23 protein-coding genes are annotated in these 22744 nt (G+C 69.5%); 13 read left to right on the top strand and 10 right to left on the bottom strand.

Going from position 1 to position 22744, the window contains the following annotated elements; translation table 11 throughout:
• Nucleotides 1-22: 22 nt before the first annotated feature.
• A complete protein-coding gene (locus tag UC35_RS24175; protein ID WP_227820447.1) occupies nt 23-217 on the bottom strand; it encodes a hypothetical protein in 195 nt (64 codons plus the stop codon).
• Between the two features lie 181 nt (nt 218-398).
• Here UC35_RS24175 and UC35_RS04765 point away from each other — a divergent pair, with 181 nt between their 5' ends.
• The 4 genes from UC35_RS04765 (at nt 399) to UC35_RS04750 (ending at nt 6026) form a co-directional block, all read left to right on the top strand.
• Nucleotides 399-1439: an adenosine deaminase gene (locus tag UC35_RS04765; protein ID WP_061503678.1), complete on the top strand. Its 1041-nt coding sequence runs from the start codon at nt 399-401 to the stop codon at nt 1437-1439.
• Between the two features lie 13 nt (nt 1440-1452).
• Nucleotides 1453-3897, top strand: a complete 2445-nt coding sequence (locus UC35_RS04760; protein WP_061496693.1) for a penicillin acylase family protein — start codon at nt 1453-1455, stop codon at nt 3895-3897.
• A gap of 68 nt (nt 3898-3965) precedes the next feature.
• Nucleotides 3966-4883 (top strand): LOG family protein, encoded by a 918-nt coding sequence (locus tag UC35_RS04755; RefSeq protein WP_061496692.1) that lies wholly within the window; start codon nt 3966-3968, stop codon nt 4881-4883.
• A 66-nt stretch (nt 4884-4949) separates the two neighbouring features.
• Nucleotides 4950-6026, top strand: a complete 1077-nt coding sequence (locus UC35_RS04750; protein WP_061496689.1) for a BMP family ABC transporter substrate-binding protein — start codon at nt 4950-4952, stop codon at nt 6024-6026.
• Between the two features lie 16 nt (nt 6027-6042).
• Here UC35_RS04750 and nthB read toward each other — a convergent pair whose 3' ends face one another.
• Both nthB and UC35_RS04740 read right to left on the bottom strand, forming a co-directional pair.
• Nucleotides 6043-6660, bottom strand: a complete 618-nt coding sequence (gene nthB, locus UC35_RS04745; protein WP_061496687.1) for a nitrile hydratase subunit beta — start codon at nt 6658-6660, stop codon at nt 6043-6045.
• Between the two features lie 10 nt (nt 6661-6670).
• The gene (locus UC35_RS04740) at nt 6671-7273 is read right to left on the bottom strand and encodes a nitrile hydratase subunit alpha (RefSeq protein WP_061496685.1); all 603 of its coding nucleotides are present in this window, start codon (nt 7271-7273) and stop codon (nt 6671-6673) included.
• Between the two features lie 97 nt (nt 7274-7370).
• Here UC35_RS04740 and guaD point away from each other — a divergent pair, with 97 nt between their 5' ends.
• The 3 genes from guaD to dcd are packed head-to-tail and all read left to right on the top strand — an operon-like array spanning nt 7371 to nt 9811.
• A complete protein-coding gene (guaD, locus tag UC35_RS04735; RefSeq protein ID WP_061496683.1) occupies nt 7371-8651 on the top strand; it encodes a guanine deaminase in 1281 nt (426 codons plus the stop codon).
• On the top strand, nt 8651-9202 hold the full coding sequence (locus UC35_RS04730) for a hypothetical protein (protein ID WP_061496681.1): 552 nt from the start codon (nt 8651-8653) through the stop codon (nt 9200-9202). Before guaD ends, UC35_RS04730 begins: the two co-directional genes overlap by 1 nt.
• 42 nt (nt 9203-9244) lie before the next feature.
• Nucleotides 9245-9811, top strand: a complete 567-nt coding sequence (gene dcd / locus UC35_RS04725; protein ID WP_061496680.1) for a dCTP deaminase — start codon at nt 9245-9247, stop codon at nt 9809-9811.
• Nucleotides 9812-9823: 12 nt separating this feature from the next.
• On the opposite strand, the gene UC35_RS04720 is transcribed toward dcd, so the two are convergent.
• Nucleotides 9824-10741: a delta(1)-pyrroline-2-carboxylate reductase family protein gene (locus UC35_RS04720; RefSeq protein ID WP_061496678.1), complete on the bottom strand. Its 918-nt coding sequence runs from the start codon at nt 10739-10741 to the stop codon at nt 9824-9826.
• Nucleotides 10742-10841: 100 nt separating this feature from the next.
• On the opposite strand from UC35_RS04720, the gene UC35_RS04715 reads away from it, so the two are divergent.
• On the top strand, nt 10842-11129 hold the full coding sequence (locus tag UC35_RS04715; RefSeq protein WP_061496677.1) for a hypothetical protein: 288 nt from the start codon (nt 10842-10844) through the stop codon (nt 11127-11129).
• 130 nt (nt 11130-11259) lie between these two features.
• Nucleotides 11260-11577 (top strand): hypothetical protein, encoded by a 318-nt coding sequence (locus UC35_RS04710; RefSeq protein ID WP_061496676.1) that lies wholly within the window; start codon nt 11260-11262, stop codon nt 11575-11577.
• Nucleotides 11578-11593: 16 nt separating this feature from the next.
• On the opposite strand, the gene recJ is transcribed toward UC35_RS04710, so the two are convergent.
• Nucleotides 11594-13303 carry a single-stranded-DNA-specific exonuclease RecJ gene (recJ, locus tag UC35_RS04705; RefSeq protein WP_061496674.1) on the bottom strand — a complete coding sequence of 570 codons (1710 nt, stop codon included), beginning with the start codon at nt 13301-13303 and terminating at the stop codon, nt 11594-11596.
• A complete protein-coding gene (locus UC35_RS04700) occupies nt 13300-14232 on the bottom strand; it encodes a phosphoglycerate mutase (protein WP_227820446.1) in 933 nt (310 codons plus the stop codon). The genes recJ and UC35_RS04700 overlap by 4 nt, the downstream gene beginning before the upstream one ends.
• An 88-nt stretch (nt 14233-14320) precedes the next feature.
• Here UC35_RS04700 and UC35_RS04695 point away from each other — a divergent pair, with 88 nt between their 5' ends.
• The 3 genes from UC35_RS04695 to UC35_RS04685 all read left to right on the top strand — a co-directional run bounded on the left by UC35_RS04695 (nt 14321) and on the right by UC35_RS04685 (nt 17730).
• Nucleotides 14321-15577 (top strand): lipoprotein-releasing ABC transporter permease subunit, encoded by a 1257-nt coding sequence (locus UC35_RS04695; protein ID WP_082792642.1) that lies wholly within the window; start codon nt 14321-14323, stop codon nt 15575-15577.
• A complete protein-coding gene (lolD, locus tag UC35_RS04690; protein WP_061496671.1) occupies nt 15570-16277 on the top strand; it encodes a lipoprotein-releasing ABC transporter ATP-binding protein LolD in 708 nt (235 codons plus the stop codon). The genes UC35_RS04695 and lolD overlap by 8 nt, the downstream gene beginning before the upstream one ends.
• Before the next feature lie 310 nt (nt 16278-16587).
• Complete coding sequence (locus UC35_RS04685; RefSeq protein ID WP_061496669.1) at nt 16588-17730, top strand: DUF6709 family protein; 1143 nt, start codon at nt 16588-16590, stop codon at nt 17728-17730.
• A 6-nt stretch (nt 17731-17736) separates the two neighbouring features.
• Here the strand turns inward: UC35_RS04685 and UC35_RS04680 are convergent, their stop codons facing one another.
• Genes UC35_RS04680 through UC35_RS04665 form a run of 4 tightly spaced genes read right to left on the bottom strand, consistent with a single transcriptional unit; the run spans nt 17737 to nt 21808 of the window.
• Nucleotides 17737-18777, bottom strand: a complete 1041-nt coding sequence (locus tag UC35_RS04680; protein ID WP_061496666.1) for a VWA domain-containing protein — start codon at nt 18775-18777, stop codon at nt 17737-17739.
• Nucleotides 18778-18786: 9 nt separating this feature from the next.
• Nucleotides 18787-19776, bottom strand: coding sequence for a DUF58 domain-containing protein (locus UC35_RS04675; RefSeq protein WP_082792640.1), 990 nt, complete (start codon nt 19774-19776; stop codon nt 18787-18789).
• Nucleotides 19757-20761, bottom strand: coding sequence for an AAA family ATPase (locus UC35_RS04670; RefSeq protein ID WP_061496663.1), 1005 nt, complete (start codon nt 20759-20761; stop codon nt 19757-19759). The genes UC35_RS04675 and UC35_RS04670 overlap by 20 nt, the downstream gene beginning before the upstream one ends.
• A 36-nt stretch (nt 20762-20797) precedes the next feature.
• Nucleotides 20798-21808 carry a S1C family serine protease gene (locus tag UC35_RS04665; RefSeq protein WP_061496661.1) on the bottom strand — a complete coding sequence of 337 codons (1011 nt, stop codon included), beginning with the start codon at nt 21806-21808 and terminating at the stop codon, nt 20798-20800.
• 84 nt (nt 21809-21892) lie between these two features.
• Here UC35_RS04665 and UC35_RS04660 point away from each other — a divergent pair, with 84 nt between their 5' ends.
• Nucleotides 21893-22741, top strand: coding sequence for a TatD family hydrolase (locus tag UC35_RS04660; protein WP_061496659.1), 849 nt, complete (start codon nt 21893-21895; stop codon nt 22739-22741).
• Nucleotides 22742-22744 lie beyond the last annotated feature (3 nt).

The following is a 22744-nucleotide window of genomic DNA, read 5'->3' as shown; positions in this document are numbered from 1 at the left end:
TATCTGGTGACGAAGGAGCCGGTCACAAGGAGGTATTGGCCGACTCGTCACCCGAACCCGGCTTGGCCGGCGTCTCGAGTTCGTCGGTGACCCGCAGGCGGCGGACCACAAGCTCGTCAATCTCGAGCTTCCTGATGCGCGCACGCCCCACCGCGAGCCGGCCGATGGCTAACGCGCCCAGAGCCAGGGCCCCGGTGGCACAGGCGCCCAGCGCCATGGCGCCGAGGGCTCGAGCGCCCGTCGCGGCGGCCGGCTGGATTTGCGCGACACCGCGCTGAATCGGTGGAGCTTGGTGCATATCGGGACGGCTGCAGAGAGCTTGAACGAGGGTAAGCCGACCGGGCGCTTCGCAAGCGCAAGCGCTGCAATCGAATGTTGCGATGGCGTATGCTTTCCTGATGACTGCGATTCCCCAGATTTCCCCTGAGCGGCTGCCCGAACTGCTGCAGCGCATGCCCAAGGCCGAGTTGCACATTCACATCGAGGGCTCGCTGGAGCCTGAGCTGATCTTCGAATTGGCCCGGCGCAACGCAGTGAGCATTCCGTATTCCAGCGTCGAAGAGCTGCGCAAGGCCTACGCCTTCAGCAACCTGCAAAGTTTCCTCGACATCTATTACGCCGGCGCCAGCGTGCTGCTCCAGGAGCAGGACTTCTACGACATGGCCTGGGCCTACCTGAAGCGCGCCCAGGCCGACAACGTTCTGCGTGCGGAGATATTCTTCGACCCGCAGACGCACACCGCGCGCGGGGTGGCGATGGAGACGGTGGTCAAGGGCCTGCACCGCGCGTGCCAGGACGCGCGCGGCCAGCTGGGCGTGGATGCCGAGCTGATCCTGTGCTTCCTGCGCCACCTGTCCGAAGCCGAGGCCTTCGAGACGCTGGAGCAGGCGCTGCCCTTTCGCGACAAGTTCATCGGCGTGGGGCTGGATTCCAGCGAAGTGGGCCATCCGCCGGAGAAATTCGCGCGCGTGTTCGCCAAGTGCCGCCAGCAGGGCCTGCACCTGGTAGCCCATGCGGGCGAGGAGGGGCCGCCGGCCTATGTCTGGGCGGCGCTGGACGTGCTCAAGGTCGAACGCATCGACCACGGCGTGCAATCGGCCAAGGACCCGGCGTTGATGCAGCGGCTGGCCCAGCAGCGCATCCCGCTCACGGTCTGTCCGCTGTCCAACCTGAAGCTGTGCGTGTTCCCGAAGCTGGCCGACCACAATCTGCGCCAGCTGCTGGATGCGGGCTTGTGCGCCACGGTCAACTCGGACGATCCGGCCTATTTCGGCGGCTACATGAACCAAAACTTCAGCGAGACCTTCGGCGCCCTCGGCCTGGAAGCGCGGCACGCCTGGCAGCTGGCGGCCAACAGCTTCGAGGCCAGTTTCGTCGATGCCGCGACGCGGCGCGGCTACATGGACAGGCTGGGTGCGGCGTTCGAGCAATTCGCCTGAGAAGGACAAGAACATGCGCATCGTCAAGTTCACGCTCAAGGGCCTGCTGGCCCTGCTGCTGCTTTCGCTTGTCGCCGGCGGCATCTACGCCTGGCGCAGCTTCCCCACGCTGGATGGCGACATCCGCGCGCCCGGGCTCACTGCCCCGGTGCAGGTGCGGCGCGACGGCTCCGACGTGACGCACATCGAGGCCCAGAGCCAGGCCGACGCGTCGTTCGCGATCGGCTATGTGCACGCGCAGGAACGCAGCTGGCAGCTGGAATTCAACCGCCGCGTCATGCACGGCGAGCTGAGCGAGGTGTTCGGCCCCAGGACGCTGGAAACCGACAGGCTGATGCGGCGGCTGGGCATCATGCGCGCGGCGCAGGCGCAGTGGGAGCGCCTGCCGGCCGAAAGCCAGGCCCTGTTGCAAGCCTATGCCCGCGGCATCAACGCCTACCACGCCAGCAGCGCGCAGGCGCTGCCGCCCGAGTTCCATGTCCTGGGGGTGAAGCCCGGCGAGTGGACCGCGCAGGACAGCGTGGCCTGGGCGCTGATGATGGCCCTGGACCTGGGCGGCAACTGGGGCGCCGAATTCGCCCGGCTGTCGGCGCTGCAGCGCCTGTCGACGCAGCAGTTGTGGCAGCTGATGCCGGCCTACCCGGGCGAGGCGCCGGCCACCGGCACCGACCTGGCGGCGCTGTACCGGGGGCTCAATGTTTACAAGCCCGAGGGCCCCGCGCCGCAGAAGACGGTGGCCATCGATCCCTTGCACGACGAGTGGCTGCAAGGCATCGGCCAGGCCGAAGGCGTCGGCTCCAACAACTGGGTGGTCGCCGGTAGCCACACGCAAAGCGGCAAGCCGCTGGTTGCCAATGACCCGCACCTGGGCCTGAGCTCGCCGGCGATCTGGTATTTCGCGCGACTGAAGGCGCCGGCGGCGCCGGGCGGCAAGGCGCTGGACGTGATCGGCGCCACCCTGCCCGGGCTGCCGATGGTGGTGCTGGGCCGCACCGCGGGTGTGGCCTGGGGGTTCACCAATACCAGCCCGGACGTCCAGGACCTGTACCTGGAACAGGTCAATCCGGCCAACCCGAAGCAATACCGCACGCCCGAGGGCTGGGCCGACTTCGTCGCGCATGAGGAGACCATCAAGGTCAAGGGCCAGCCGGACGAGAAGTTCACGGTGCTGGCCACGCGGCACGGCCCGGTGCTGAGCAACGAGCATCCGACCTACAGCCAGGTGCTCGACACCAGCCGCTATGCGCTGGCGCTGCGCTGGGCGGCGCTGGATGCCGACAACCAGACCCTGCTGGCCGGCTACCGCGCCAACCTGGCGCAAAACGTGGACGAACTGCTGGCCGCGTTTTCGCTGCACCACTCGCCGATGCAGAGCCTGGTGGCGGCCGACACCTCGGGCAAGACCGCGTTCCAGGCGATCGGCCGCTCGCCGCTGCGGCGCGCCGACAACGACCTGCGCGGCGTCGCGCCGGCGCCCGGCTGGGACCCGAAGTACGACTGGAGCGGCTGGATCGGGCCGGGCCAGACGCCGCAGGTGGACCATGCGGCGATCGAGGCCAAGGGCTGGCATGCCACGGCCAACCAGCGCATCCCGCCCAAGGATTTCCCGCACTACATGGGCCAGGACTGGGTGACCCCCGAGCGCTACAACCGCATCGAGACGCTGCTGGCCGCCACGCCCAAGCACGACGCCGCCAGCATGCGCGAAGTGCAAAGCGACACCTTCTCGAGCGCGACGGCCAGGCTGCTGCCGGTGCTGCAGGCCACGAAGAGCGAGCACCCGCAGGCGGCGGCCGCGCTCGCCCTGCTGAAGGACTTCGACGGCACGATGAAGCAGGACAGCGGCGCGCCGCTGCTGTTCGCGGTGTGGGCCGATGAACTCACGCGTGGCCTGATCGAGCCCCAGCTGGGCGCCGCGCGCTTCAAGGCGCTCTACGGCAAGCGCACCTACCGCGCCGGCCTGGAGACCATGCTGCTCGATGCGAACGCGCAGGCGTTCTGGTGCGGCGCGGGCGGCTGCGCCGAGGCGTCCTCCAAGGCGCTGGCGCGCGCGCTGGACCGCATCGCGGCGCAGCAGGGCAGTGACTCCGGCGCCTGGCGCTGGGGCAAGGCGCATCCTGCGATCTCGGGGCATCGGCCCTTCAGCAACGTGGCGGCGCTGGCGAAATTCTTCGACGTGCAGGTGCCCACGGGTGGCGATCCCTGGACGGTGAACGTCGGCCAGTACTGGGCCAATGAACCGGCGATGCCCTTCGCGACCCGGCATGCGGCCAGCCTGCGGGCGATCTACGACCTGGCCGACCCGGAGAAGTCGCAGTTCGTCTACCAGACCGGGCAGAGCGGCCTGGTGTTCAGCCCGCGCTACCGCGACATGGCGCAGGAATGGGCGCAGGTGCGCTATCGGCCGCTGCAGATGCAGCCGCAGGGCTGGGCGCACCAGGCCACGCTGGTGCCTTGAATCACGGGATCAGGGATCGGTCACGAAGACAAGCGCGGATGCGATGCCGCGCAGGAGGAGAGGGAGTCATGCGTTCTGTCTTCAAAGGCTGCGCCGCAGCCCTGATGCTGGCGGCGCTGTCGGCGTGCCAGGCGCCCCTGCCACGGCAGCAGGGCGCGCCGGTGGCGGCGTCCTTCGACTGCCCGGTGGCTGCAGGCGTGAAGGCCGAGTACGTGGGGCCTTACCGCGGCCTGGACAACGACATCCCGGCGGCGGACCTGGCCCGCGACACCTACTGCGGCGAGGTGTTCAAGGCGAGCCGCTACCCGAACGGCTTCGTCACCGTGTTCGGCAGTTCCCGCATCAGGGAGGCCAATGAGGCCTGCCTGCCCGGCGGGCCCTGCGACCCGCAGCTGAAAGCCCGTTACGACGCGCTCTACGGCGCCGTGCGCACGTTTGCCGCCGACTGGAGCCGGCGTTTCGGCCAGCAATATCCCGTGATGGCCGGCGCCGGCCCGGGCCTGATGGAAGCGGCGAACCGCGGTGCGGCCGAGGGCGGGGGACCCAGCATCGGCTACACGACCTACTACGACCGGTCGCCAAGTCCCAGCCCGCAACGGCCTTACGGCGGGGATCCGGCGAAGGCCTTCAACCCCTACGTCACGAACGGGCTGATCTTCACCAGCGTCGCGGTCCGGGAGGCCGCGATGGTCCGCCACTCGGCCGCGATCGTGATCGCCCCCGGCGGCACCGGCACCGAGTGGGAGACCTACCAGGCGCTGGAGATGATCAAGAGCTCGCAGCTGAGGCGGATTCCGGTCTATTTCCTGGGGGACCGGACGCTCTGGAGCGGGCTGGAGGCACGCATCCAGGGCCTGGTGGCGCAGCGTGTCGTCGCGGCGGACGAGCTCAGGTTCATCCGGTTCGCTTCCGCGCCCGAGGCACTGGTCGCCGCCCTGGCCGCCGATCTCGGCCTCCAGCCCCCGCCCGGCCCGCCGGTAAAATAGCGGGTCAGAGGCCGCGCCCCGGCGGCCACTTTCGTCGATTCATCCGGGGCCATGTAGAGGAACACCATGTACAAAAACCTCGCTGCCGTGCTCATTGCGGCCGCCTCGTTTTTCACTCCCGCTTTTGCCCAATCGCCTGCGACGCCGCTCAAGGTGGGCTTCGTCTATGTCGCACCCATCATGGACACCGGCTGGGTCCACCAGCACGACGAGGGCCGCCGGGCGGTGGACGCGGCCTTCGGCAGCAAGGTCAAGACCAGCTATGTCGAGAACGTGCCGGAAGGCGCCGATGCCGAGCGCGTGATCCGCGACCTCGCGCAGCAGGGCAACAAGCTGATCTTCACGCCCAGTTTCGGCTACATGGAGCCGACCCTGAAGGTGGCGCGCGACTTCCCCGATGTGAAGTTCGAGTCGGTCACCGGCTACAAGAACGCGCCCAACGTGGCCACGGTCAACGCCCGCTACTACGAAGGCCGCTACCTGGCCGGCGTGCTGGCCGGCCGCATGACCAGCACCAATGTCGCCGGCTACGTGGCGGGTTTCCCGATCCCCGAGGTGCTGCAGGGCATCAATGCCTTCACGCTGGGCATGCGTTCGGTCAACCCGAAGGCGCAGGTCAAGGTCGTGTGGCTCAACGCCTGGTTCGATCCGGGGCGCGAGCGCGAAGCCGCGATGAGCCTGTTCAACCAGGACGTGGACGTGATTGCCTTCCACACCGCGACCGACGCGGCCATGCGGGTGGCGCAGGAGCGCGGCAAGATGGCGGTGGCCTATCACTCCGACATGCGCCAGGCCGGGCCCGACGCCCAGATCGCCGCGGTCACCCACCACTGGGACGAGTACTACAAGCGCCGCACGCAGGCGGTGCTCGACGGCACCTGGAAGAGCGACAAGCTCTGGGGCGGCGTGAAGGAGCGCATGGTGCGCATCGAGGCCTTCGGTCCCAAGGTGCCCAAGGCGGTGCAGGAGGAGGTGCTGGCGCGCCAGAAGGACATCGCCTCCGGCAAGCTGCAGCCCTTTGCCGGGCCGATCGCGGACAACGAGGGCAAGTCGCTCATCGCCGCCGGCCAGCAGCTGTCCGACGAGCAGATCCTGACGATGAACTACCTGGTGACCGGCGTGGTCGGCAAGGTGTCGAAGTAAAGGGCCTGTTCGGACCCTAGGCGATGCGTTCCAGGTAACTCTGGAACACGGCGACGTGCACCAGGGCCGGCTCGGCCGACCCGGGCCACAGGTCTTCGCTGCGGAAGCGCACGTCGTAGGTGGGCTCGTCCTGCGACGCGACGCCGTGCGCATGGGCATCGGGGAACGGGTAGGTCGGGGACTCGCTCACCACCACGCCGGTCTTGCCGCGAATGTAGCCCGGCATGCGCACGTGGCCCGGCACGTAGTCGGCGCGCACCCGGACCCGGTCGCCGGCCCGCAGCGGCTGGCTTGCCGGATGGTTGCTGCGGCCTTCTGCGGCGGGCGCCGCCAGCGGAAACCGGCCCTGCGCGCGCCGCTCGAGTTCTTCGTGGGTGACCAGCCCCTTTTCCACGAGCAGGGTCGCGCAACCGGTGAGCGAGCGCTCGTAGTAGCCGGCCGACAGGTAGTGGCGCGGTTCCATGCGTTCGATCGCATGGCGGTACTCGTCCATGTTGAACAGGCCGCGGCGCACCGCCAGTGCGTACAGCGAATTGGCCCGCACCTCCCACGAAGCGTGGAATGCCGGCGCGTTCAGTGTGTAGCGCACCCGGCCGAAACCCTGCTTGCCGCCCAGATCATGCATGCCGTCCATCTGTGCCCCTTCAAAGCCGCGCTACACCGATCATGGAATCACGGGTGACGATCGCCGCCAGCCGCTCGGGCGACCACCCCACGGTTGCGGCCGGCTGCATCGGCAGCACCATGTAGCGCGTATCGGCGGTGGTGTCCCACACGCGGATCTCCGTCTCCGGCGGCAGGTCCAGCCCCATTTCCTTCAGCACCGTCCGGGCCTCGCGCACCACGCGCGAGCGGTACTCGAAGTCCTTGTACCAGTCCGGCGGCAGCCCGATCAGGGTGAAGGCGGTGCAGGAGCAGAGCGTGCAGCAGATGACGTTGTGGACGGTGGCGGTGTTTTCCAGCACGACCAGATGCCGGTGGTGCTTGGGCATGGGCAGCCCCATCTCGGCCACGGCGGCGCGCCCATCGGCGAGCAGGCGCGCGCGGAATGCCGGGTCGGACCAGGCACGCGCGACGACGCGGGCGCCGTTCTGCGGCACCCATTCCTGCTGTGCAGAGTGATCCAGGTCGGCCAGCCCGGCCGCCGCGTCCCCTCCCTGCTCCTGCAGGACGGCCTGGACGGCGTTGACCCGCTCTTCGATCGAAGCCGTGCGCTGAAAGACCTGCTTGGGTGGGATCGCTTCCATGGCGCCTCCAGTCCCGGTTCGCCGGGCCGCCCCAGTGTGTCGCATCCCGCGCACCGGGGCAACCCGGCGGGCGCCGCGCTGGCCTGACAATAGGCGCATGCAAGCGTTTCGCGCCGCCATCCTGCGCTTTGCCGATGACCGCAGTGCCGTCTACGAGGAGGATGGCCTGCTGGTGGTCGGCCCCGACGCCACGGGCCGCAAGGTGGTGCGTGCGGTGGGCTCCTACGCGGCGCTGGCGCCCAACTTTCCGGGCGTGGCTGTCCAGCATTTTCCCGGCCGCATCATCGCGCCGGGCTTCATCGACCTGCACATCCACTTTCCGCAGCTGGACGTGATCGGCTCGCCGGCCGAGGGGCTGCTGCCGTGGCTGGAGAAGTACACCTTCCCGCATGAAGCGCGCTTCGCCGACGCCGGGCACGCGCGCGCGCTGGCGACCTTCTTCATCGACGAGTTGCTGCGCCACGGCGTGACCAGTGCGCTGGCCTTCGCCACCTCGCACCCGGTGTCGGTCGATGCGCTGATGGCCGAGGCCGGCGGGCGCGGCCTGCGGATGGTCGCGGGCAAGGTGCTGCAGGACCGGCATTCGCCCGAGGGCGTGCGCGACCAGACCGAGCAGTCGCTGGTCGACACCGAAGCGCTGATCCAGCGCTGGCACGGCGTGGGCCGCCTGGGCTATGCCATCACGCCGCGCTTCGCGCCGAGTTGCAGCGAGGCGCAGCTGCGCGGCGCCGGTGAGTTGGCCGCCCGCTACCCCGGGGTATGGATCCAGTCGCACGTGGCCGAGAACCGCGAGGAGATCGCCTGGGCGCGCCAGCTCTTTCCGGATGCGCGCAGCTACCTGGCGGTGTACGAGGGCTTCGGCCTGATGCGCGAGCGCGCCATCTACGCGCACTGCATCCACTTCGACGACGAGGACCGCCGCCTGATGCGAAGCACCGGCGCGGCCGCTGCCGTCAGTCCCACCAGCAACCTGTTCCTGGGCAGCGGCTTCTTCGACTACGAAGGCGCCGAGCGCATCGGCTTCCGCTACGGGCTGGCCAGCGACGTGGGCGGCGGCACCAGCTTCAGCCCCTTCCACACCATGCTCGCCGCCTACTACGTGGGCCGCGAGGGCCAGACCAAGCCGGGCCTGTCGCTGTCGCCGCAGCAGCTGTGGTGGCAGCACACCGCCGGCGCCGCGCAGGCCCTGGGGCTGGAAGGCGTGATCGGCAACCTGCAGCCCGGCTGCGAAGCCGACTTCATCGTCATCGATCCCGGCGCCACGCCGCTTTTGGCGCGCAAGACGCGGCTGGCGGGCAGCCTGGACGAACTGCTGTTCTCCCTCATCGTGCTGGGCGACGATCGCGCGATCGAACGCGTGGTTATCGGAGGAACCTGATGGCCTTCGCCACCTTCGACCCGAGCCACGACGAAGACGGCCGGCCCATCGTCCTGCGCGAGCCGCGCCAGTCCTGGCGGGCCAACGTGTTCTGGGCCTTGATGCTGGGGCTGCCGGCGGTGGGCCTGCCGCTGCTGGCCGGCGACGAGGCCATGGCCCTGGAGAAATACGGCACCGTGCTGCTCGGCCTGGGCTGGATGGGCTTCATGGGCGCCTCGGCCTGGCGCAACCTTGGCCGCACGGTGCGCTGCGACATGGAATGGATCACCCTGTCCCAGGCCTTCGCGCCGACGCGCGTGGCGCTGTCGCAGGTGGCCAGCGTCACGCGCGAGGACGTGCGCCGGCAGTTGCGCGCGTTCCGCGACATCGGGGTGTCGCAGGCGCAGCGGCGCCACACCTTCGACACCCTGCCGCCCATCGTGATGTACGTGCTGCGCGACGCGCAGGGCCGCACGCTGATGCGGCTGGACCAGGGCATGGAGCCCGCCGGCGAGATGAGCCGTTTCCTGAAGCGCCTGCAAAGGCAGGCCGGACCGGTGCGGGAGGGCTGACCGGCCGCTTTGGTATATTGGCCCGCAACCTTCATCGAGCCCATGAGCATCAAGAGCGACAAGTGGATCCGGCGCATGTCGGAGCAGCACGGGATGATCGATCCCTTCGAGCCCAAGCAGGTCCGCGAGGCCCATGGCCACAAGATCATCAGCTACGGCACCAGCAGCTACGGCTACGACATCCGTTGCGCGCCCGAATTCAAGGTCTTCACCAACATCCACAGCACGGTGGTGGACCCCAAGAAGTTCGACGAAAAAAGCTTCGTCGACATGCACGGCGACTACTGCATCATCCCGCCCAACAGCTTCGCGCTGGCGCGCACGCTGGAGTACTTCCGCATCCCGCGCAACGTGCTGACCATCTGCCTGGGCAAGAGCACCTATGCGCGCTGCGGCATCATCGTCAACGTCACGCCCTTCGAGCCCGAATGGGAGGGCTACGTGACGCTGGAGTTCTCCAACACCACGCCCCTGCCCGCCAAGATCTACGCCGGCGAAGGCTGTGCCCAGGTCCTGTTCTTCGAGAGCGACGAGGTCTGCGAGACCAGCTACAAGGATCGCGGCGGCAAGTACCAGGGGCAGCACGGCGTGACGCTGCCCAAGGCCTGATCCGGGCTCGCTTCAGCCCGCGGCCGCCCGCGCGGCGGCCAGGTCCCAGCCGGCCCAGCCACAGCTCTTGAACAGCACCGGGCCGCGCCGGCCCGGCTGCGCCTGCAGCAAGACCTCGCGCAGCGTCGGAAAGCCGGCCGCATCGAGCCCGGCCTGCAGCAGGTCGCCCGCTTCCTGCGCGGCCAGCGGGGTGTCGACCACCACGCTGCCCTGGCTGGCGCAATGCCGGCACAGGTCCGGCGCGAGTTCCACCATGGCCGGCGTGAAGGCGCCGATAGCGGCGATGAAGGCATCGGGGCGCGGGATGCCGGACAGCACGACGCCGGCGGCCGGCGTGCAGGTGACGACGAGCGCGCAGTCGGCGAGGGCCGCGTCGGCATCGGCGGTGAACTTCGCGCGCGCGCCCAGCCGGCGCGCATGCCCGGCCAAGGCCTGGGCGCTCGCGGCGCTGCGCGAGGCCACCAGCACCTCCTGCACGCCCAGCACCTCGATGAAGGCCTCCACATGGGCATGGCCCTGCGCGCCCGCGCCCACCACCAGCAGCGGCCCGTCGGGCTTCGGCGCCAGTTCCTGCGCTGCCAGCAGCGACACCGCGGCCGTGCGGCGGGCGGTCACGGTAGGGCCGTCGAGCACCAGCCGGCGCTCGCCGCTCTTCACATCGAAGACGACGACGTCGCCCTGGATGGCCGGGCGCGGCGTGCCGGCGTTGCCGGGCGTGAAGGTGATCAGCTTGGTCATGGCGATGCGCGCATCCAGCGCCGGCATGACGAACAGGCTGCCGCCGCCCGGCAATGGCTGCACCAGCCGGTCGGGGACCTGCACCGAGGGATCGGCCAGCACCTCCCGCACCTGGCGCAGCAGGGCGGGATAAGGAAGGCGTTGCGCCGTCGCCTGCGCGTCCAGAAGCGTCATCGGGCGGTTTTCAACCATGGTCGAGCCATTCTGTCCTACAGCGACATGCGCCAGGCGGCGGCCGACGGTGCGCAGGCACTGCCTAGGATCGCATGAAAGGTATCGGAGAGTGAACGTCATGCCACCCGCCTTGCGCCAGCTGTCGCGTGCCGATCTCGGCTTGAGGGTGCTGCTGGCCGTTTTGGTCGTGGTTCAGCTGACGGCCTTGTGGATGGTCTGCCTCGGCCAGGTGCGCAAGGCCGAGCTGCGCCACGAGAACCTCTTGGGTGAGCAGCGCGCGGTGGAGGAATGCGTGCGCCGCAACACCAAAGACTCGCTCGTCCAATGCGCCGGCCTCGCCACGGATCCGCAGACCACGGGCAGTGCCGGTGCAAAGGCAAACCGCTACGCCGCTTCCTCGCGCTGACCGACGCGAATTCGTCCAGGCGTCCTTCCACCGACTCGGCAGTGTCCGACACGGACGGGGCATGAGCGCCGACGGTCAGCGGACCGGCCGCATCCTAGATTGAAGGCATAGGCTTCACTGGGAGCGGGCCATGGACAACGCGGTATCCCCTTCAGGCGCATGGCGGCACGATGGCGCGCCGTCTTCCCTTGACGCATCGGACGATTTCGAATCCCCTGATGCGCAGCACTACTGCCCGATCCGGCTGCTCTGTGCCTTTGCCCTGCTGATGGCCGGCCACGGCCACTGCGTCAACACCTCGATGATGCTCGGTGACCGCGAATACGCGATGTGGCAGCTCGCGAGCGCCCACACGCTGGACGATCCGGAACTGCGTGAAATCTCGGCCCGGCTCTTCGCGTATTTCGACAATCAACAGGCGCCGGTGCCGGTCGGCATGCGGCCCTGAAGGGCCGGCTTAGGTCCTAGATTTCCGCGCCTTCCACCAGGAAACGCACCCGCCGCACCCCCTGCCACTCGTCGGCGTCCAGCCGGTACGCCAGCTTCACGCGCGGCGGCAGCGGGTCGGTGTGGCCGAACCAGATGCCGTCCACCAGCTGCCCGTGGTGGCGGATCTTCAGTTGCAGGTGCTTCTCGCCCACCAGGCGCTGCGAGACGATCTCGACCTCTTCACCGAACAGCGGCGGCGCGAAACCCTGGCCCCAGACGGCGGCATGCAGCGTGTCCACCAGGTCGGCGCGCCGGTAGTCCGGCGCCAGCGGCCCGTCCGTGTGGATGCGCCGCGCCAGCGTCGCGGCATCCAGCAATTCGTGCGCCACCTGCGCCAGGGCCTGCTCGAACACCGCCAGGTGCTCCTCGCGCAGCGTGCAGCCGGCCGCCATCGCGTGGCCGCCGAAGCGCAGCAGGATGCCGGGATGCCGCTTGGCGACCAGGTCGAGCGCGTCGCGCAGGTGGAAGCCGGCGATCGAGCGGCCCGAGCCCTTGAGCTCGTCCTCCTTGCCATCGGCCTGGCTGGGCGCGAACACGAAGGTGGGGCGGTTCCAGCGGTCCTTGATGCGCGAGGCGACGATGCCGACCACGCCTTCGTGGAAGTCCGGGTCGAACACGCAGATCGCGGGCGGCTGCTCCTCGCTGTCGTCGAACAGCGATTCCACGATTTCCATCGCCTGCTCGCGCATGCCGCCCTCGATGTCGCGCCGCTCGCGGTTGATCCCGTCCAGCGTGCGTGCCAGTTCGTCGGCGCGCGCAGCGTCCTCGGTCAGCAGGCATTCGATGCCCAGCGTCATGTCCGCCAGGCGCCCGGCGGCGTTGATGCGCGGGCCGAGCGCGAAGCCGAAGTCGAAGGTGGTGATCGTCTCGTGCTTGCGGCCGGCCGCCTGCAGCAGGGCCGCCAGGCCCGCCGGCAGCGCGCCAGCGCGGATGCGCTTGAGGCCCTGGGCCACCAGCCGTCGGTTGTTCGCATCGAGCCGCACCACGTCGGCCACCGTCCCCAGCGCCACCAGCGGCAGCAGGCCGTCGAGTTTCGGCTGGCTGGCGGCGTCGAAGGCGCCGCGCCGGCGCAGCTCGGAGCGCAGCGCGAGCAGCACGTAGAACATGACGCCGACGCCGGCGATCGACTTGCTTTCGAAGCCGCAGCCGGCCTGGTTCGGGTTGACGATGACAGCGGCGTCGGGCAGTTGCGCGCCGGGCAGGTGGTGGTCGGTCACCAGCACCTTGAGGCCCAGCGCGTTGGCCGTGGCCACGCCCTCGATGCTGGCGATGCCGTTGTCCACCGTGACCAGGAGGTCGGCGCCCCTGTCCTTGACCCGCCGCGCGATCGGCGACGTCAGCCCGTAGCCGTCGGTGATGCGGTCGGGCACCAGGTAGTCCACCTGGGCGGCGCCGAGCTGCCGCAGGCCGCGGATCGCCACCGCGCAGGCGGTGGCGCCGTCGCAGTCGTAGTCGGCGACGATGCAGATCCGGCTGTTGGCGGCGATCGCATCGGCCAGCAGGACGGCCGCCTCGGCCAGTCCCTTCATGCCGGCCGGCGGCAGCAGCCGCGCCAGGGCGTCGTCCAGTTCTTCCATGGCGATGACGCCGCGGGCGGCGTACAGGCGCGCCAGCAGCGGGTGCACGCCGGCTTGCTCGAGCGCCCAGGCGGCGCGAGGGGGGATGTCGCGGGTGATGATCTTCATAAAGTGTCGAGAACGGCGGCCGCCTGTTTGCCGCGCAGGGCGGCGGCCAGCCGGGGCAGCAGCCCCGCGCCGCGGCCGTGCCAGGTCCGGGCCTGGCGCTCGCCGCACAGCGTGAGCGCCACTGCCTCGCCCTGGTCCAGCGATTCGAGCAGCCGCGCGCACTGCTGCGCGTCGATCTGCTGCCAGGCCGAGGCCCAGCCGGCCCAGTCCTGCTGGAGGGCGGGGTTGTGCAGTTCGTGCGCGACCTGCAGGCCGGGCGGCGGCTGCGCCGTCGAAGGGGAAGCGGGGAGGGCGCCGGTGCCGCTCACCCAGAAGGAATTGACGGGCGGCAGCCCACGGGCCAGCCGCTCTTCGTTGATCGGATGGGTGTAGAGCAGCATCTGCATTTCCTGCTGCAGCCGGCGCAGGGTCCGGGCCTGCTGCGAGCGGGGCAGCCAGTCATCGATGATGCGGCCGACCACGCGGTCGAGCGAGGCGCTGGCCAGGCCGCGAAACACCTCGCCGCGGGCCAGCCACCGGGTGGGGGCCTCGTACTCCAGGGCGATGCCGTCTTCCTCGAAATACGGCCGCATGGCCGCCAGCAGCGCCTGCGAGTCGCGCTCATCCAGGGCCAGCTGCTGCGGCGCGTCCATGGCGATGTGGTCGCGGCCCACACGCCAGTGGCAGGGCGTGATCCAGGCCCAGGCGGCGCCCTGGGGGTCGCGGCCGGCCTGCGCCAACTGCCAGGCCGCCCACGGAATCCCGCCGTCGGGGGCATGAAGGCCCCACGCGCGGGCCAGCGCGCGCTCGTGCGGCATGGACAGGGTGTTCGCCCCACCGTCGTCGTCGCCGCCGCTGGCGGGCGCCAGGCGTGCCAGCAGCTTCTCCAGGTGGGGCCAGGCCAGGTGCCGGCGCGCCGCGATACAACCTTCGGCATCGCATGAAGCCAAAGGAATCAGTAAGTGGGCTCCGGCACCGTCCGACATCCCGGTATTCTCGGCGATGACACAATCCGCAGCACAGCAATAGTTCACTAACGTGCCCACCATCCCCTACGAACTGGCCCTGGGCTGGCGCTACACCCGCGCCGGCCGCGCCACGCGCCGCAACGGGTTCATCTCGTTCATCTCGGGCGTGTCGATGCTGGGCATCGCGCTCGGCGTGGCCGCGCTGATCATCGTGCTGTCGGTGATGAACGGCTTCCAGAAGGAAGTGCGCGACCGCATGCTGGGCGTGGTGTCGCATGTGGAGATCTACGGCGCCAACGGCGGCGTGCTGCCCGACGTGAACAAGACCATGGAAGAGGCCAAGCGCCATCCGGAGGTGGTCGGCGCCGCGCCCTTCATCGCCTCGCAGGCCCTGCTGGCGCGCGGCGAGGACATGCGCGGGGCCATCGTGCGCGGCATCGACCCGGCGCGCGAACCCGAGGTCACCGACCTGGCGATGGGCATGAAGCCGGTGCTGGCGCGGCTGCAGCCCGGGCGCTTCGGCGTCGTGCTGGGCGCGGAGCTGGCGCGCAACCTGGGCGTGCGCGAGGGCGATCCGGTGACGCTGATCGCGCCCGGCGGCCAGGTCACGCCGGCGGGCGTGGTGCCGCGCCTGAAGCAGATGACCGTGGTCGGCACCTTCGATTCCGGCCACTACGAATACGACAGTGGCCTGGCCCTGCTGCACGAGGAAGACGCGGCGCGCATCCTGCGGCTGGACGGGCCGACCGGCGTGCGCCTGAAGCTGCAGGACCTGCACCAGGCGCCGCAGGTGGCGGCCGAACTGTCGGCCACGCTGAGCGGCGCGCCGCTGGTGCGCGACTGGACCCGCCAGAATCGCACCTGGTTCGCCGCGGTGCAGGTCGAAAAGCGCATGATGTTCATCATCCTCACCCTGATCGTCGCGGTGGCGGCGTTCAACCTGGTGAGCACGCTGGTGATGACGGTGACCGACAAGCGCGCCGACATTGCCATCCTGCGCACCCTGGGCGCCAGCCCGTCCAGCATCATGGGCATCTTCGTGGTGCAGGGCGCGGCCGTGGGCGTGATCGGCACGCTGCTCGGGCTGCTTCTGGGCCTGGGCGTGGCCTTCAACATCGACGTGATCGTGCCGGCGCTGGAGCGCCTGTTCAACGCCAGCTTCCTGCCGCGCGACATCTACCTGATCAGCCGCATGCCCAGCGACCCGCAGCGCGGCGACATCATGCCGATCGCCGTGATTTCGCTGGTGCTGGCTTTCGTCGCCACCATCTATCCGAGCTGGCGCGCCAGCCGCGTGAACCCGGCCGAGGCGCTGCGCTATGAGTGAAGGCCAGGTGGTGCTCAAGGCCGAGGGCCTGACCAAACGTTTCCATGAAGGCGACATCGACGTCGAAGTGCTGCGCGGCGTCGATCTCGAAGTGCGCGCCGGAGAGACCGTGGCCATCGTCGGCGCCTCCGGCTCGGGCAAGAGCACGCTACTTCACCTGCTGGGCGGCCTGGACGCGCCGACCACCGGCAGCGTGCAGCTGATGGGCGAGGCCTTTTCGCAGCTGGACGCGGCCGGCCAGGGGCGCCTGCGCAACCGGCACCTGGGCTTCGTCTACCAGTTCCACCACCTGCTGCCGGAATTCAGCGCACTGGACAACGTGGGCATGCCGCTGCGGATCCGGCGCGACACGCCCGACAGCTGCCATGAGCAGGCCGCGCGGACGCTGGAAGCGGTGGGCATGCAGCATCGCCTGCGGCACCGGCCGGCGGAACTCTCCGGTGGCGAGCGCCAGCGGGTGGCGATCGCGCGCGCCCTGGTCACGCACCCGGCTTGCGTCATGGCCGACGAACCCACCGGCAACCTCGACCGCGGCACCGCCGACGTGGTGTTCGAGCTGATGCTGGAACTGGCGCGCAAGAGCGGCACGGCCTTCGTGATGGTCACGCATGACGAGCAGTTGGCCGCGCGCTGCGGGCGCACCCTCCGGCTGGCGGCCGGAAGACTAGGGCCTGTTAACGCTATGGGAGGGCTCGCGTGACCCAGGAAACGGGCGCCATCAAGGCGCAAAGCACAGCCGGGGTGGGCCCCGGCGAGCATTTGCAACGCCGAGGGCGCCCGTTTCCTGGGTCACCCTTCGGGCCGGTGGCTGTCAGGCCGCAGGGCGTCGTTGCGACCTCGTTGTGTGCACGAGCACACGGCCTCGGCCGCGCCTAGCCCTGCGGCCTGACAGCCACCGGCGCGAGCCCTCCCATAGCGTTAACAGGCCCTACGCGCTTAGACAACCGCGGCGCGGGCCGCTTAGAACCTAAGATTAAGATAGCAGCCATCCTGGGGGAAGGAGAACCACCATGGCTGCCAACTGGCTGCTCGAACAAGTGCGGCGCACGAGCCGCAACCGCATCATCCTGGCCGCACTCGTGGCGCTGGGGGCCGCCGGCGTGCTGGCCGCCAATGCCACCTACCTGAAGGAGTACTTCCGCGGGCCGGCGCTCATGACGGCCGCCGAGCTCGAAAGGGCGCCCTCGCTGGAAGCCCTGCCCCGGCGCTGGGTGCGGCTGGACGCCCGCGCGATCCAGGACACCGGCATGACCGAAGTGACCGTGCGCACCAAGCGCGGGGTCGAACGCGGGCGCAGCGTGTCGGCCAGCTATCACGCCGCTTTGCTGGACCAACGGCTGATCCTGGTGCGCCAATCGGAAGAGGGCAGCCCGGGCACGCGGCTCACGGGGGAGCTGCGGCCGCTGGAGCCGCGCGCCGTGCAGGCCCTGTTCAACGGCAAGGACGGCGCCGACCTGCAGGCGCTGTTCCTGCCGATGGAGCTGGAGCTGCACGACTACCGCGGCAGCGGGCACTGGCTGCTGCTGGGCGCGCTGGCGGCGTTCGTGGTCGCGGGCTACCTGGCGTTGACCGGGCGGGCCTGGATGGCCGAGCCGCACACCCATCCCGCGCTGCGCAAGGCCTCGGCCTGGGGCGACCTGCGCGCGCTGGACGCCGCCGTGCGCGGCGAGCGCGATGACGCGCAGCAGCTGGGCGGCTGGCAGATCGGCGCCAACTACCTGGTGCGCAGCAGCCTGCTGGGCCTGCAGTTGCACAACCTGAACGAGCTGCTGTGGGCCTACGTCGAAGTGACGAAGAAGAAGCTGTACTACGTCATCCCGGCCGGCCAGACCCAGGCGCTGATGCTGAAGTGGCGCGGCGAGCACGTGAAGATCGACGGCAAGGAAGACGAGGTGCTGGTGGCCTTGCAGCGGATCGCCGAGCAGCACCCGTGGATCGTGGTGGGCTGGACGGAGGATGTGAAGGCGCTCTACGAGCGGCAGCGCGCCAGCTTCGCGACGCAGGTCGGCAAGGCGCGCCAGCAGTGGCAGCAGGCCCGGGCAGAAGCCGCCTCGGCCCAAGCCGCCCCGGCCCCGGTTCCCGCCGCCCGCGGACAGGTGCCGGCGGCCCTCGTGCGGCCCGGGTTCGAGCCGACCCAGCCGCAACCGCTGTGAGGCGGCTCAAAGAATCCGGTTGAACCAGAGCAGCGACAGGCCGGCCGACAGCAGCGCCAGCACGGCGGCCGTCATCGCGAACAGGGCCGAGATCTCGGTTTCCTTCTTCTCGACCGTGAGCTTGGAGCTGAGCGTGTCGTAGACCTTCTTCAGGTCGTGCGCCGTGCCGGCGTAGAAGTATTCGGCGTCGGTCTTCTGGGCGATGGCCTTGAGCGTTTCCTCGTCCAGGCGCACGCGCATGGACCAGCCCTCGAAGCCGATGGTCTCGCCGTCCACCGTGCCGATGCCCACCGTGTAGACGCGCACGCCGCGCTCGGCCGCCATCTTGGCGGCGTCGATCGGATCCACCCCGGTGGTGCGCTGGCCGTCGGTCAGCATGATGATGGCGGCCGAGGTGTAGGAGCCGGGTGCCACCGGCTGGAACTCCTTCTTTTCCTTCTTCTCGCCGTCGATGGCGACGCCGCGCTGGCGCTCGCGGCCCATCTGCAGCGTCTGCAGGTCGATGCCCGCATCGGGAAACAGCGTCGCCAGCGAGATCACGATGGCGTTGCCGGTGGCGGTGGCGCGCTGCAGCTGGAAGCGGTCGATGGCCGTGACCAGGTCTTCGCGGTTGGTCGTGGGCAGCTGCGCTACCTGGGCCGACCCGGCGAAGGCGACGATACCCACTTTGACGTGGCGCGGCAGCTCGGCCAGGAAAGACTTGGCGGCATTCTGCGCGGCCACCAGCCGGTTGGGCTGCACGTCGGTGGCGCGCATGCTGCCCGACACGTCCATCGCCAGGATGATGGTCTGCTGGTTCGAGGGCAGGGTGACCACCGCGACCGGCCGCGCCGCCGCCGCCAGCATCGCCGCCAGCGCCAGCAGGAAGAGCAGCGGCGGAATGTGCCGCTTGAAGCTCTGAGCCCCGCCCATGGCTTCCTTGACGATCGACAGCGACGCGTAGCGCAGCGCCATCTTCTTCTTGCGCCGCATCAACCAGATGTACAGCAGCACCAACAGCGGCAGGGCGGCAAGCAGCCACAGGAATTCGGGCCAGAGGAAGTTCATGTCGACACCTCAGGCAGCATGTTTCAGGTGAGCGGGCAAGCTGCCGCCGGCCGACAGGCGGGCGCGGCGCTTGCGCATGTCGGCAAAGCGCACCACGGCGTCGACCAGGTCGCCGTCGGTGGACAGCTCCAGCGCGTCCACGCCGGCCTTGGTCAGGCCTTCGCGCAGTTCGGCCTCGCGCTGCGCGGCGATGCGGGCAAAGCGCTTGCGGAAGCCCGCGTCGTGCGTGTCCACCAGCAACTGCTCGCCGGTTTCCGCGTCGCGGATGGTCAGCAGCCCCAGGTCGGGCAGCTCCAGCTCGAGCGGATCGAGCACCCGCACCGCCACAACTTCGTGGCGCTGCGCCAGCTGGGCCAGCGAGCGTTCCCAGCCCGGCTCGCTGATGAAGTCGGACACCACGAACAAAGTGGACCGCCGCTTGATCAGCGAGGCGGCGGCGTCGAGCAGTTCGCGCAGCCGGGTCGGCCCGGACTCCACCGGCGCCGGCCGCTGGCGGATCGCATGCAGCAGGTGCAGCACGTGGCGGCGGCCGCCGCGGGTCGGGATCACCGAATCCACGCCGGAGCCGTACAGCATGGAACCGACGCGGTTGCCGTGCCGTGTCAGCAGCCGCGCCAGCACGGCGACAAAATCGGCCGACACGTTGCGCTTCCGCTGCTCGCCCGAGCCGAAATCGACCGAGGGGCTCAGGTCCATCAGGAACCAGGCCGCCATTTCGCGGTCTTCGGTGAACACGCGCACGTGCGGCACCTGCATGCGCGCCGTCACGTTCCAGTCGATGTGGCGCACGTCGTCGTGGTGCTGGTATTCGCGCAGGTCCGCCAGGTCCAGGCCGGCGCCGCGCAGCAGGGTGCGGTAGTCGCCCTGCAGCAGCCCGTCCAGCCGGCGGATGGTGGTCCATTCGAGCCGGCGCAGCACGCGCTCGGTCGACTCGGGCGCGGCGCCCGGGGAAGCGGCTCGCACCGCGTTCGGTCGTTGTTTATGCCACCAGCTTCTCATGCTCGAGCGGTTTCTGCGGCGCCGGGATCTTGGCCATGATCCGCTCCACCAGCGCATCTGCCGACAGTCCTTCGGACAGGGCTTCGTACGACAGCACCAGCCGGTGGCGGAACACATCGGCCACGAGGTCGGTCATGTCTTCCGGCAGCACATAGGTACGGCCGCGCAGCATCGCCAGCGCCCGGGCGCCTTCGGTCAGGTTGATGGTGGCGCGCGGGCTGGCGCCGAAGGTGATGTAGGGGCGCAGCTCCTTCAGGCCGTGCCGCTCGGGCGTGCGCGTGGCCGAGACCAGGCGCACCGCGTACTGCACCAGCGAGGGGTCGACGTAGATGCGCCGGCACTCTTGCTGGAGCGCCGCCAGCTGGTCGGTGGTGGCCACCGATTGCACCGTGATCGCCGGGCCGGTGACGCGCTCGACGATGACGAATTCCTGCTCGTCCGTCGGGTAGTCGACCAGCACCTTCATCATGAAACGGTCGACCTGCGCCTCGGGCAGCGGATAGGTGCCTTCGGTCTCGATCGGGTTCTGCGTCGCCATCACCAGGAAGGGTTCCGGCACGCGGTGCGTCTCACCCGCGATGGTCACCTGCCGCTCCTGCATGACCTCGAGCAGGGCGCTTTGCACCTTGGCCGGCGCGCGGTTGATCTCGTCGGCCAGCAGCAGGTTGGTGAACACCGGGCCGAGCGCCGTGCTGAACTCACCGGTCTTCTGGTTGTAGATGCGCGTGCCCACCAGGTCGGCCGGCACCAGGTCGGGGGTGAACTGGATGCGCTTGAACTGGCCGCGGATGGTGTTGGCCAGGGTCTTGACGGTCAGCGTCTTGGCCAGGCCCGGCACCCCTTCGACCAGCAGGTGGCCCTGCGCCAGGGTCGCGACCATCACGCGTTCGAGGAAGCGGTCCTGCCCCACGACCACGCGCTTGACCTCGTAGAGGATCTGCTCCATCAGTTGCGCGGTGTCGGTGTCCTGGCGGTTCGGTTCCATAGGGGCGGGGGTCCTCGCGAGTCGGGTGTGGAGTCGTCAGAAGGGCGGCAGCCCGGCGGCCGAGGCCGCGTTCTCGATCGGTACAGCAAAACCAATGCCAATGAAAGTGCGCGCCGGGGTCGGGTTCAGGATCGCCGTGACGATGCCGACCACCTCGCCGTCCATGGTCACCAGCGGCCCGCCCGAATTGCCGGGATTGGCCGCCGCGTCGAACTGGATGAGGTTGTTCATCTCCTGCTTGCCTTCGGGCGACCGGAAGGCGCGCTTCAGCCCGGAGACGATGCCGCCGGAGGCCGAGGGCCCGATACCGAACGGGAAGCCCACTGCCATGACCTTGTCGCCGGGCGCGAGGTCGCCGGTCGAGCGCATCGTCGCGGCGATCAGGTCATCGGGGATCTTGCTCGCCTGCAGCACCGCCAGGTCGTTCTCGGGCTGCACGCCGGTGATCGCGGCATCGGCTTCCAGACCGTCCTGGAACGTAACCCTGATGCGATCGGAGCCCGAGACCACGTGCAGGTTGGTCAGGATCACGCCCTTGTCGATGATGACGACGCCGGTGCCTACCCCTTGCTCGACCTCTTCGTTGTCGTCGTTGGTATCGGGCTCGACGGCAGGGCCGAGCGCCTTGGGCTTGGCCCGGGGCACGCCATGCGACTTGCCCATCGACTCTTTCAGCTTACTCTTCTTGACGTAGCCGACCACGCGCACGATGGACGGGCGGATGTTTTCGTAGGCCTTGGCGTACTCGGAGGGCAGGACCTGCGTCTCCATCGTCTTGAGCACCGCGGCGTTGATGTCCTTCTGGGTGATCGGGCGCTGCTGCGGCCGCAGCGACAAGCTCAGACTGAGCGCCAGCAACGCCGACAGCAGCAGGATGGCCGACCACATCAGCACGGGGCTGGAAAGCGACAGCCGGCGCCTGCGCGGCGCCGGCGCTTGCTGGGCCGGCGCGCTGTCCTGAGCCTGGCTCGCGGACGCACTGGTCTCCGGCGGACTGGCCGCCGGACGCGCTGACCGGCTGGAGCTGTAGAGAGCTGACCTGCGCATATCCAGATGGATGTGAGCTTGCACGGTAGCACGGTTTTCCAAGGACTGCACGCGGCTCCCGGGCCATTGGGGCATCATCGGACGGTGATCTCATGGATTGATACACATTGCCACCTGGACGCGGCCGAATTCGCGGGCGACCGGGACGGCGTCCGTGAGCGCGCACTGCAAGCCGGGGTCGCGCACTGCGTGCTGCCCGCGGTTGAGGTGGGCAACTTCGCGTCCGTGCGGGACCTGGCGCACCGGCATGGCGACAGCTACGCGCTGGGCATCCATCCGATCTGCACCGGCGGCGCCCGCGACGAAGACCTGGAGCGCCTCGAGCATGCGTTGCTGGCCGGCCGCAATGACGAGCGGCTGGTGGCGGTGGGCGAGATCGGCCTCGACTACTTCCTGCCGCAGCTGGACCCGCAGCGGCAGGAGTTCTTCTTGCGCGAACAGCTGGCGCTGGCCGACCGCCTGGGCTGGCCGGTGATCCTGCATGTGCGGCGCTCGGCGGACCAGCTCCTGAAGCACCTGCGGCGGGTACCGGTGCGCGGCATCGCCCACGCTTTCAACGGCAGCGACCAGCAGGCGCGCGAGTTCGTCCGGCTGGGATTCAAGCTCGGCTTCGGCGGCGCGCTCACCTTCGAGCGCGCCCAGCAGATCCGCCGGCTGGCGGTGGACCTGCCGCTGACGGCGCTGGTGCTGGAGACCGATTCGCCCGACATCCCGCCGCACTGGCTGTATCGCACCGCGCAGGAACGCGAGGGCGGCCTCGCGCAGGGGCGCAACGAGCCGGGGCAACTGCCGCGCATCGCCCAGGTGCTGGCGGACCTGCGCGGCATCGCCGTGGAGGACCTGGCGCGCGCCTGCCGCCGCAACGCCATCGAGGCGCTGCCCCGGTTGGCAAGGCTGCTGCCCGCGGAATCACATGACGGGGCGTTGCCATAATCC

The sequence above is a fragment of the Ramlibacter tataouinensis genome (genome assembly GCF_001580455.1).
Taxonomy (GTDB): domain Bacteria; phylum Pseudomonadota; class Gammaproteobacteria; order Burkholderiales; family Burkholderiaceae_C; genus Ramlibacter; species Ramlibacter tataouinensis_B.
This window is presented reverse-complemented; position numbering and strand designations above follow the sequence as displayed.

What these genes read in the sequence shown, in the direction of transcription:
- UC35_RS24175 (WP_227820447.1), bottom strand. Translation starts at nt 217, where the DNA reads ATGGCGCTGGGCGCCTGTGCCACCGGGGCCCTGGCTCTGGGCGCGTTA.
- UC35_RS04765 (WP_061503678.1), top strand. Translation starts at nt 399, where the DNA reads ATGACTGCGATTCCCCAGATTTCCCCTGAGCGGCTGCCCGAACTGCTG.
- UC35_RS04760 (WP_061496693.1), top strand. Translation starts at nt 1,453, where the DNA reads ATGCGCATCGTCAAGTTCACGCTCAAGGGCCTGCTGGCCCTGCTGCTG.
- UC35_RS04755 (WP_061496692.1), top strand. Translation starts at nt 3,966, where the DNA reads ATGCGTTCTGTCTTCAAAGGCTGCGCCGCAGCCCTGATGCTGGCGGCG.
- UC35_RS04750 (WP_061496689.1), top strand. Translation starts at nt 4,950, where the DNA reads ATGTACAAAAACCTCGCTGCCGTGCTCATTGCGGCCGCCTCGTTTTTC.
- nthB (WP_061496687.1), bottom strand. Translation starts at nt 6,660, where the DNA reads ATGGACGGCATGCATGATCTGGGCGGCAAGCAGGGTTTCGGCCGGGTG.
- UC35_RS04740 (WP_061496685.1), bottom strand. Translation starts at nt 7,273, where the DNA reads ATGGAAGCGATCCCACCCAAGCAGGTCTTTCAGCGCACGGCTTCGATC.
- guaD (WP_061496683.1), top strand. Translation starts at nt 7,371, where the DNA reads ATGCAAGCGTTTCGCGCCGCCATCCTGCGCTTTGCCGATGACCGCAGT.
- UC35_RS04730 (WP_061496681.1), top strand. Translation starts at nt 8,651, where the DNA reads ATGGCCTTCGCCACCTTCGACCCGAGCCACGACGAAGACGGCCGGCCC.
- dcd (WP_061496680.1), top strand. Translation starts at nt 9,245, where the DNA reads ATGAGCATCAAGAGCGACAAGTGGATCCGGCGCATGTCGGAGCAGCAC.
- UC35_RS04720 (WP_061496678.1), bottom strand. Translation starts at nt 10,741, where the DNA reads ATGGTTGAAAACCGCCCGATGACGCTTCTGGACGCGCAGGCGACGGCG.
- UC35_RS04715 (WP_061496677.1), top strand. Translation starts at nt 10,842, where the DNA reads ATGCCACCCGCCTTGCGCCAGCTGTCGCGTGCCGATCTCGGCTTGAGG.
- UC35_RS04710 (WP_061496676.1), top strand. Translation starts at nt 11,260, where the DNA reads ATGGACAACGCGGTATCCCCTTCAGGCGCATGGCGGCACGATGGCGCG.
- recJ (WP_061496674.1), bottom strand. Translation starts at nt 13,303, where the DNA reads ATGAAGATCATCACCCGCGACATCCCCCCTCGCGCCGCCTGGGCGCTC.
- lolD (WP_061496671.1), top strand. Translation starts at nt 15,570, where the DNA reads ATGAGTGAAGGCCAGGTGGTGCTCAAGGCCGAGGGCCTGACCAAACGT.
- UC35_RS04685 (WP_061496669.1), top strand. Translation starts at nt 16,588, where the DNA reads ATGGCTGCCAACTGGCTGCTCGAACAAGTGCGGCGCACGAGCCGCAAC.
- UC35_RS04680 (WP_061496666.1), bottom strand. Translation starts at nt 18,777, where the DNA reads ATGAACTTCCTCTGGCCCGAATTCCTGTGGCTGCTTGCCGCCCTGCCG.
- UC35_RS04675 (WP_082792640.1), bottom strand. Translation starts at nt 19,776, where the DNA reads ATGAGAAGCTGGTGGCATAAACAACGACCGAACGCGGTGCGAGCCGCT.
- UC35_RS04670 (WP_061496663.1), bottom strand. Translation starts at nt 20,761, where the DNA reads ATGGAACCGAACCGCCAGGACACCGACACCGCGCAACTGATGGAGCAG.
- UC35_RS04665 (WP_061496661.1), bottom strand. Translation starts at nt 21,808, where the DNA reads ATGCGCAGGTCAGCTCTCTACAGCTCCAGCCGGTCAGCGCGTCCGGCG.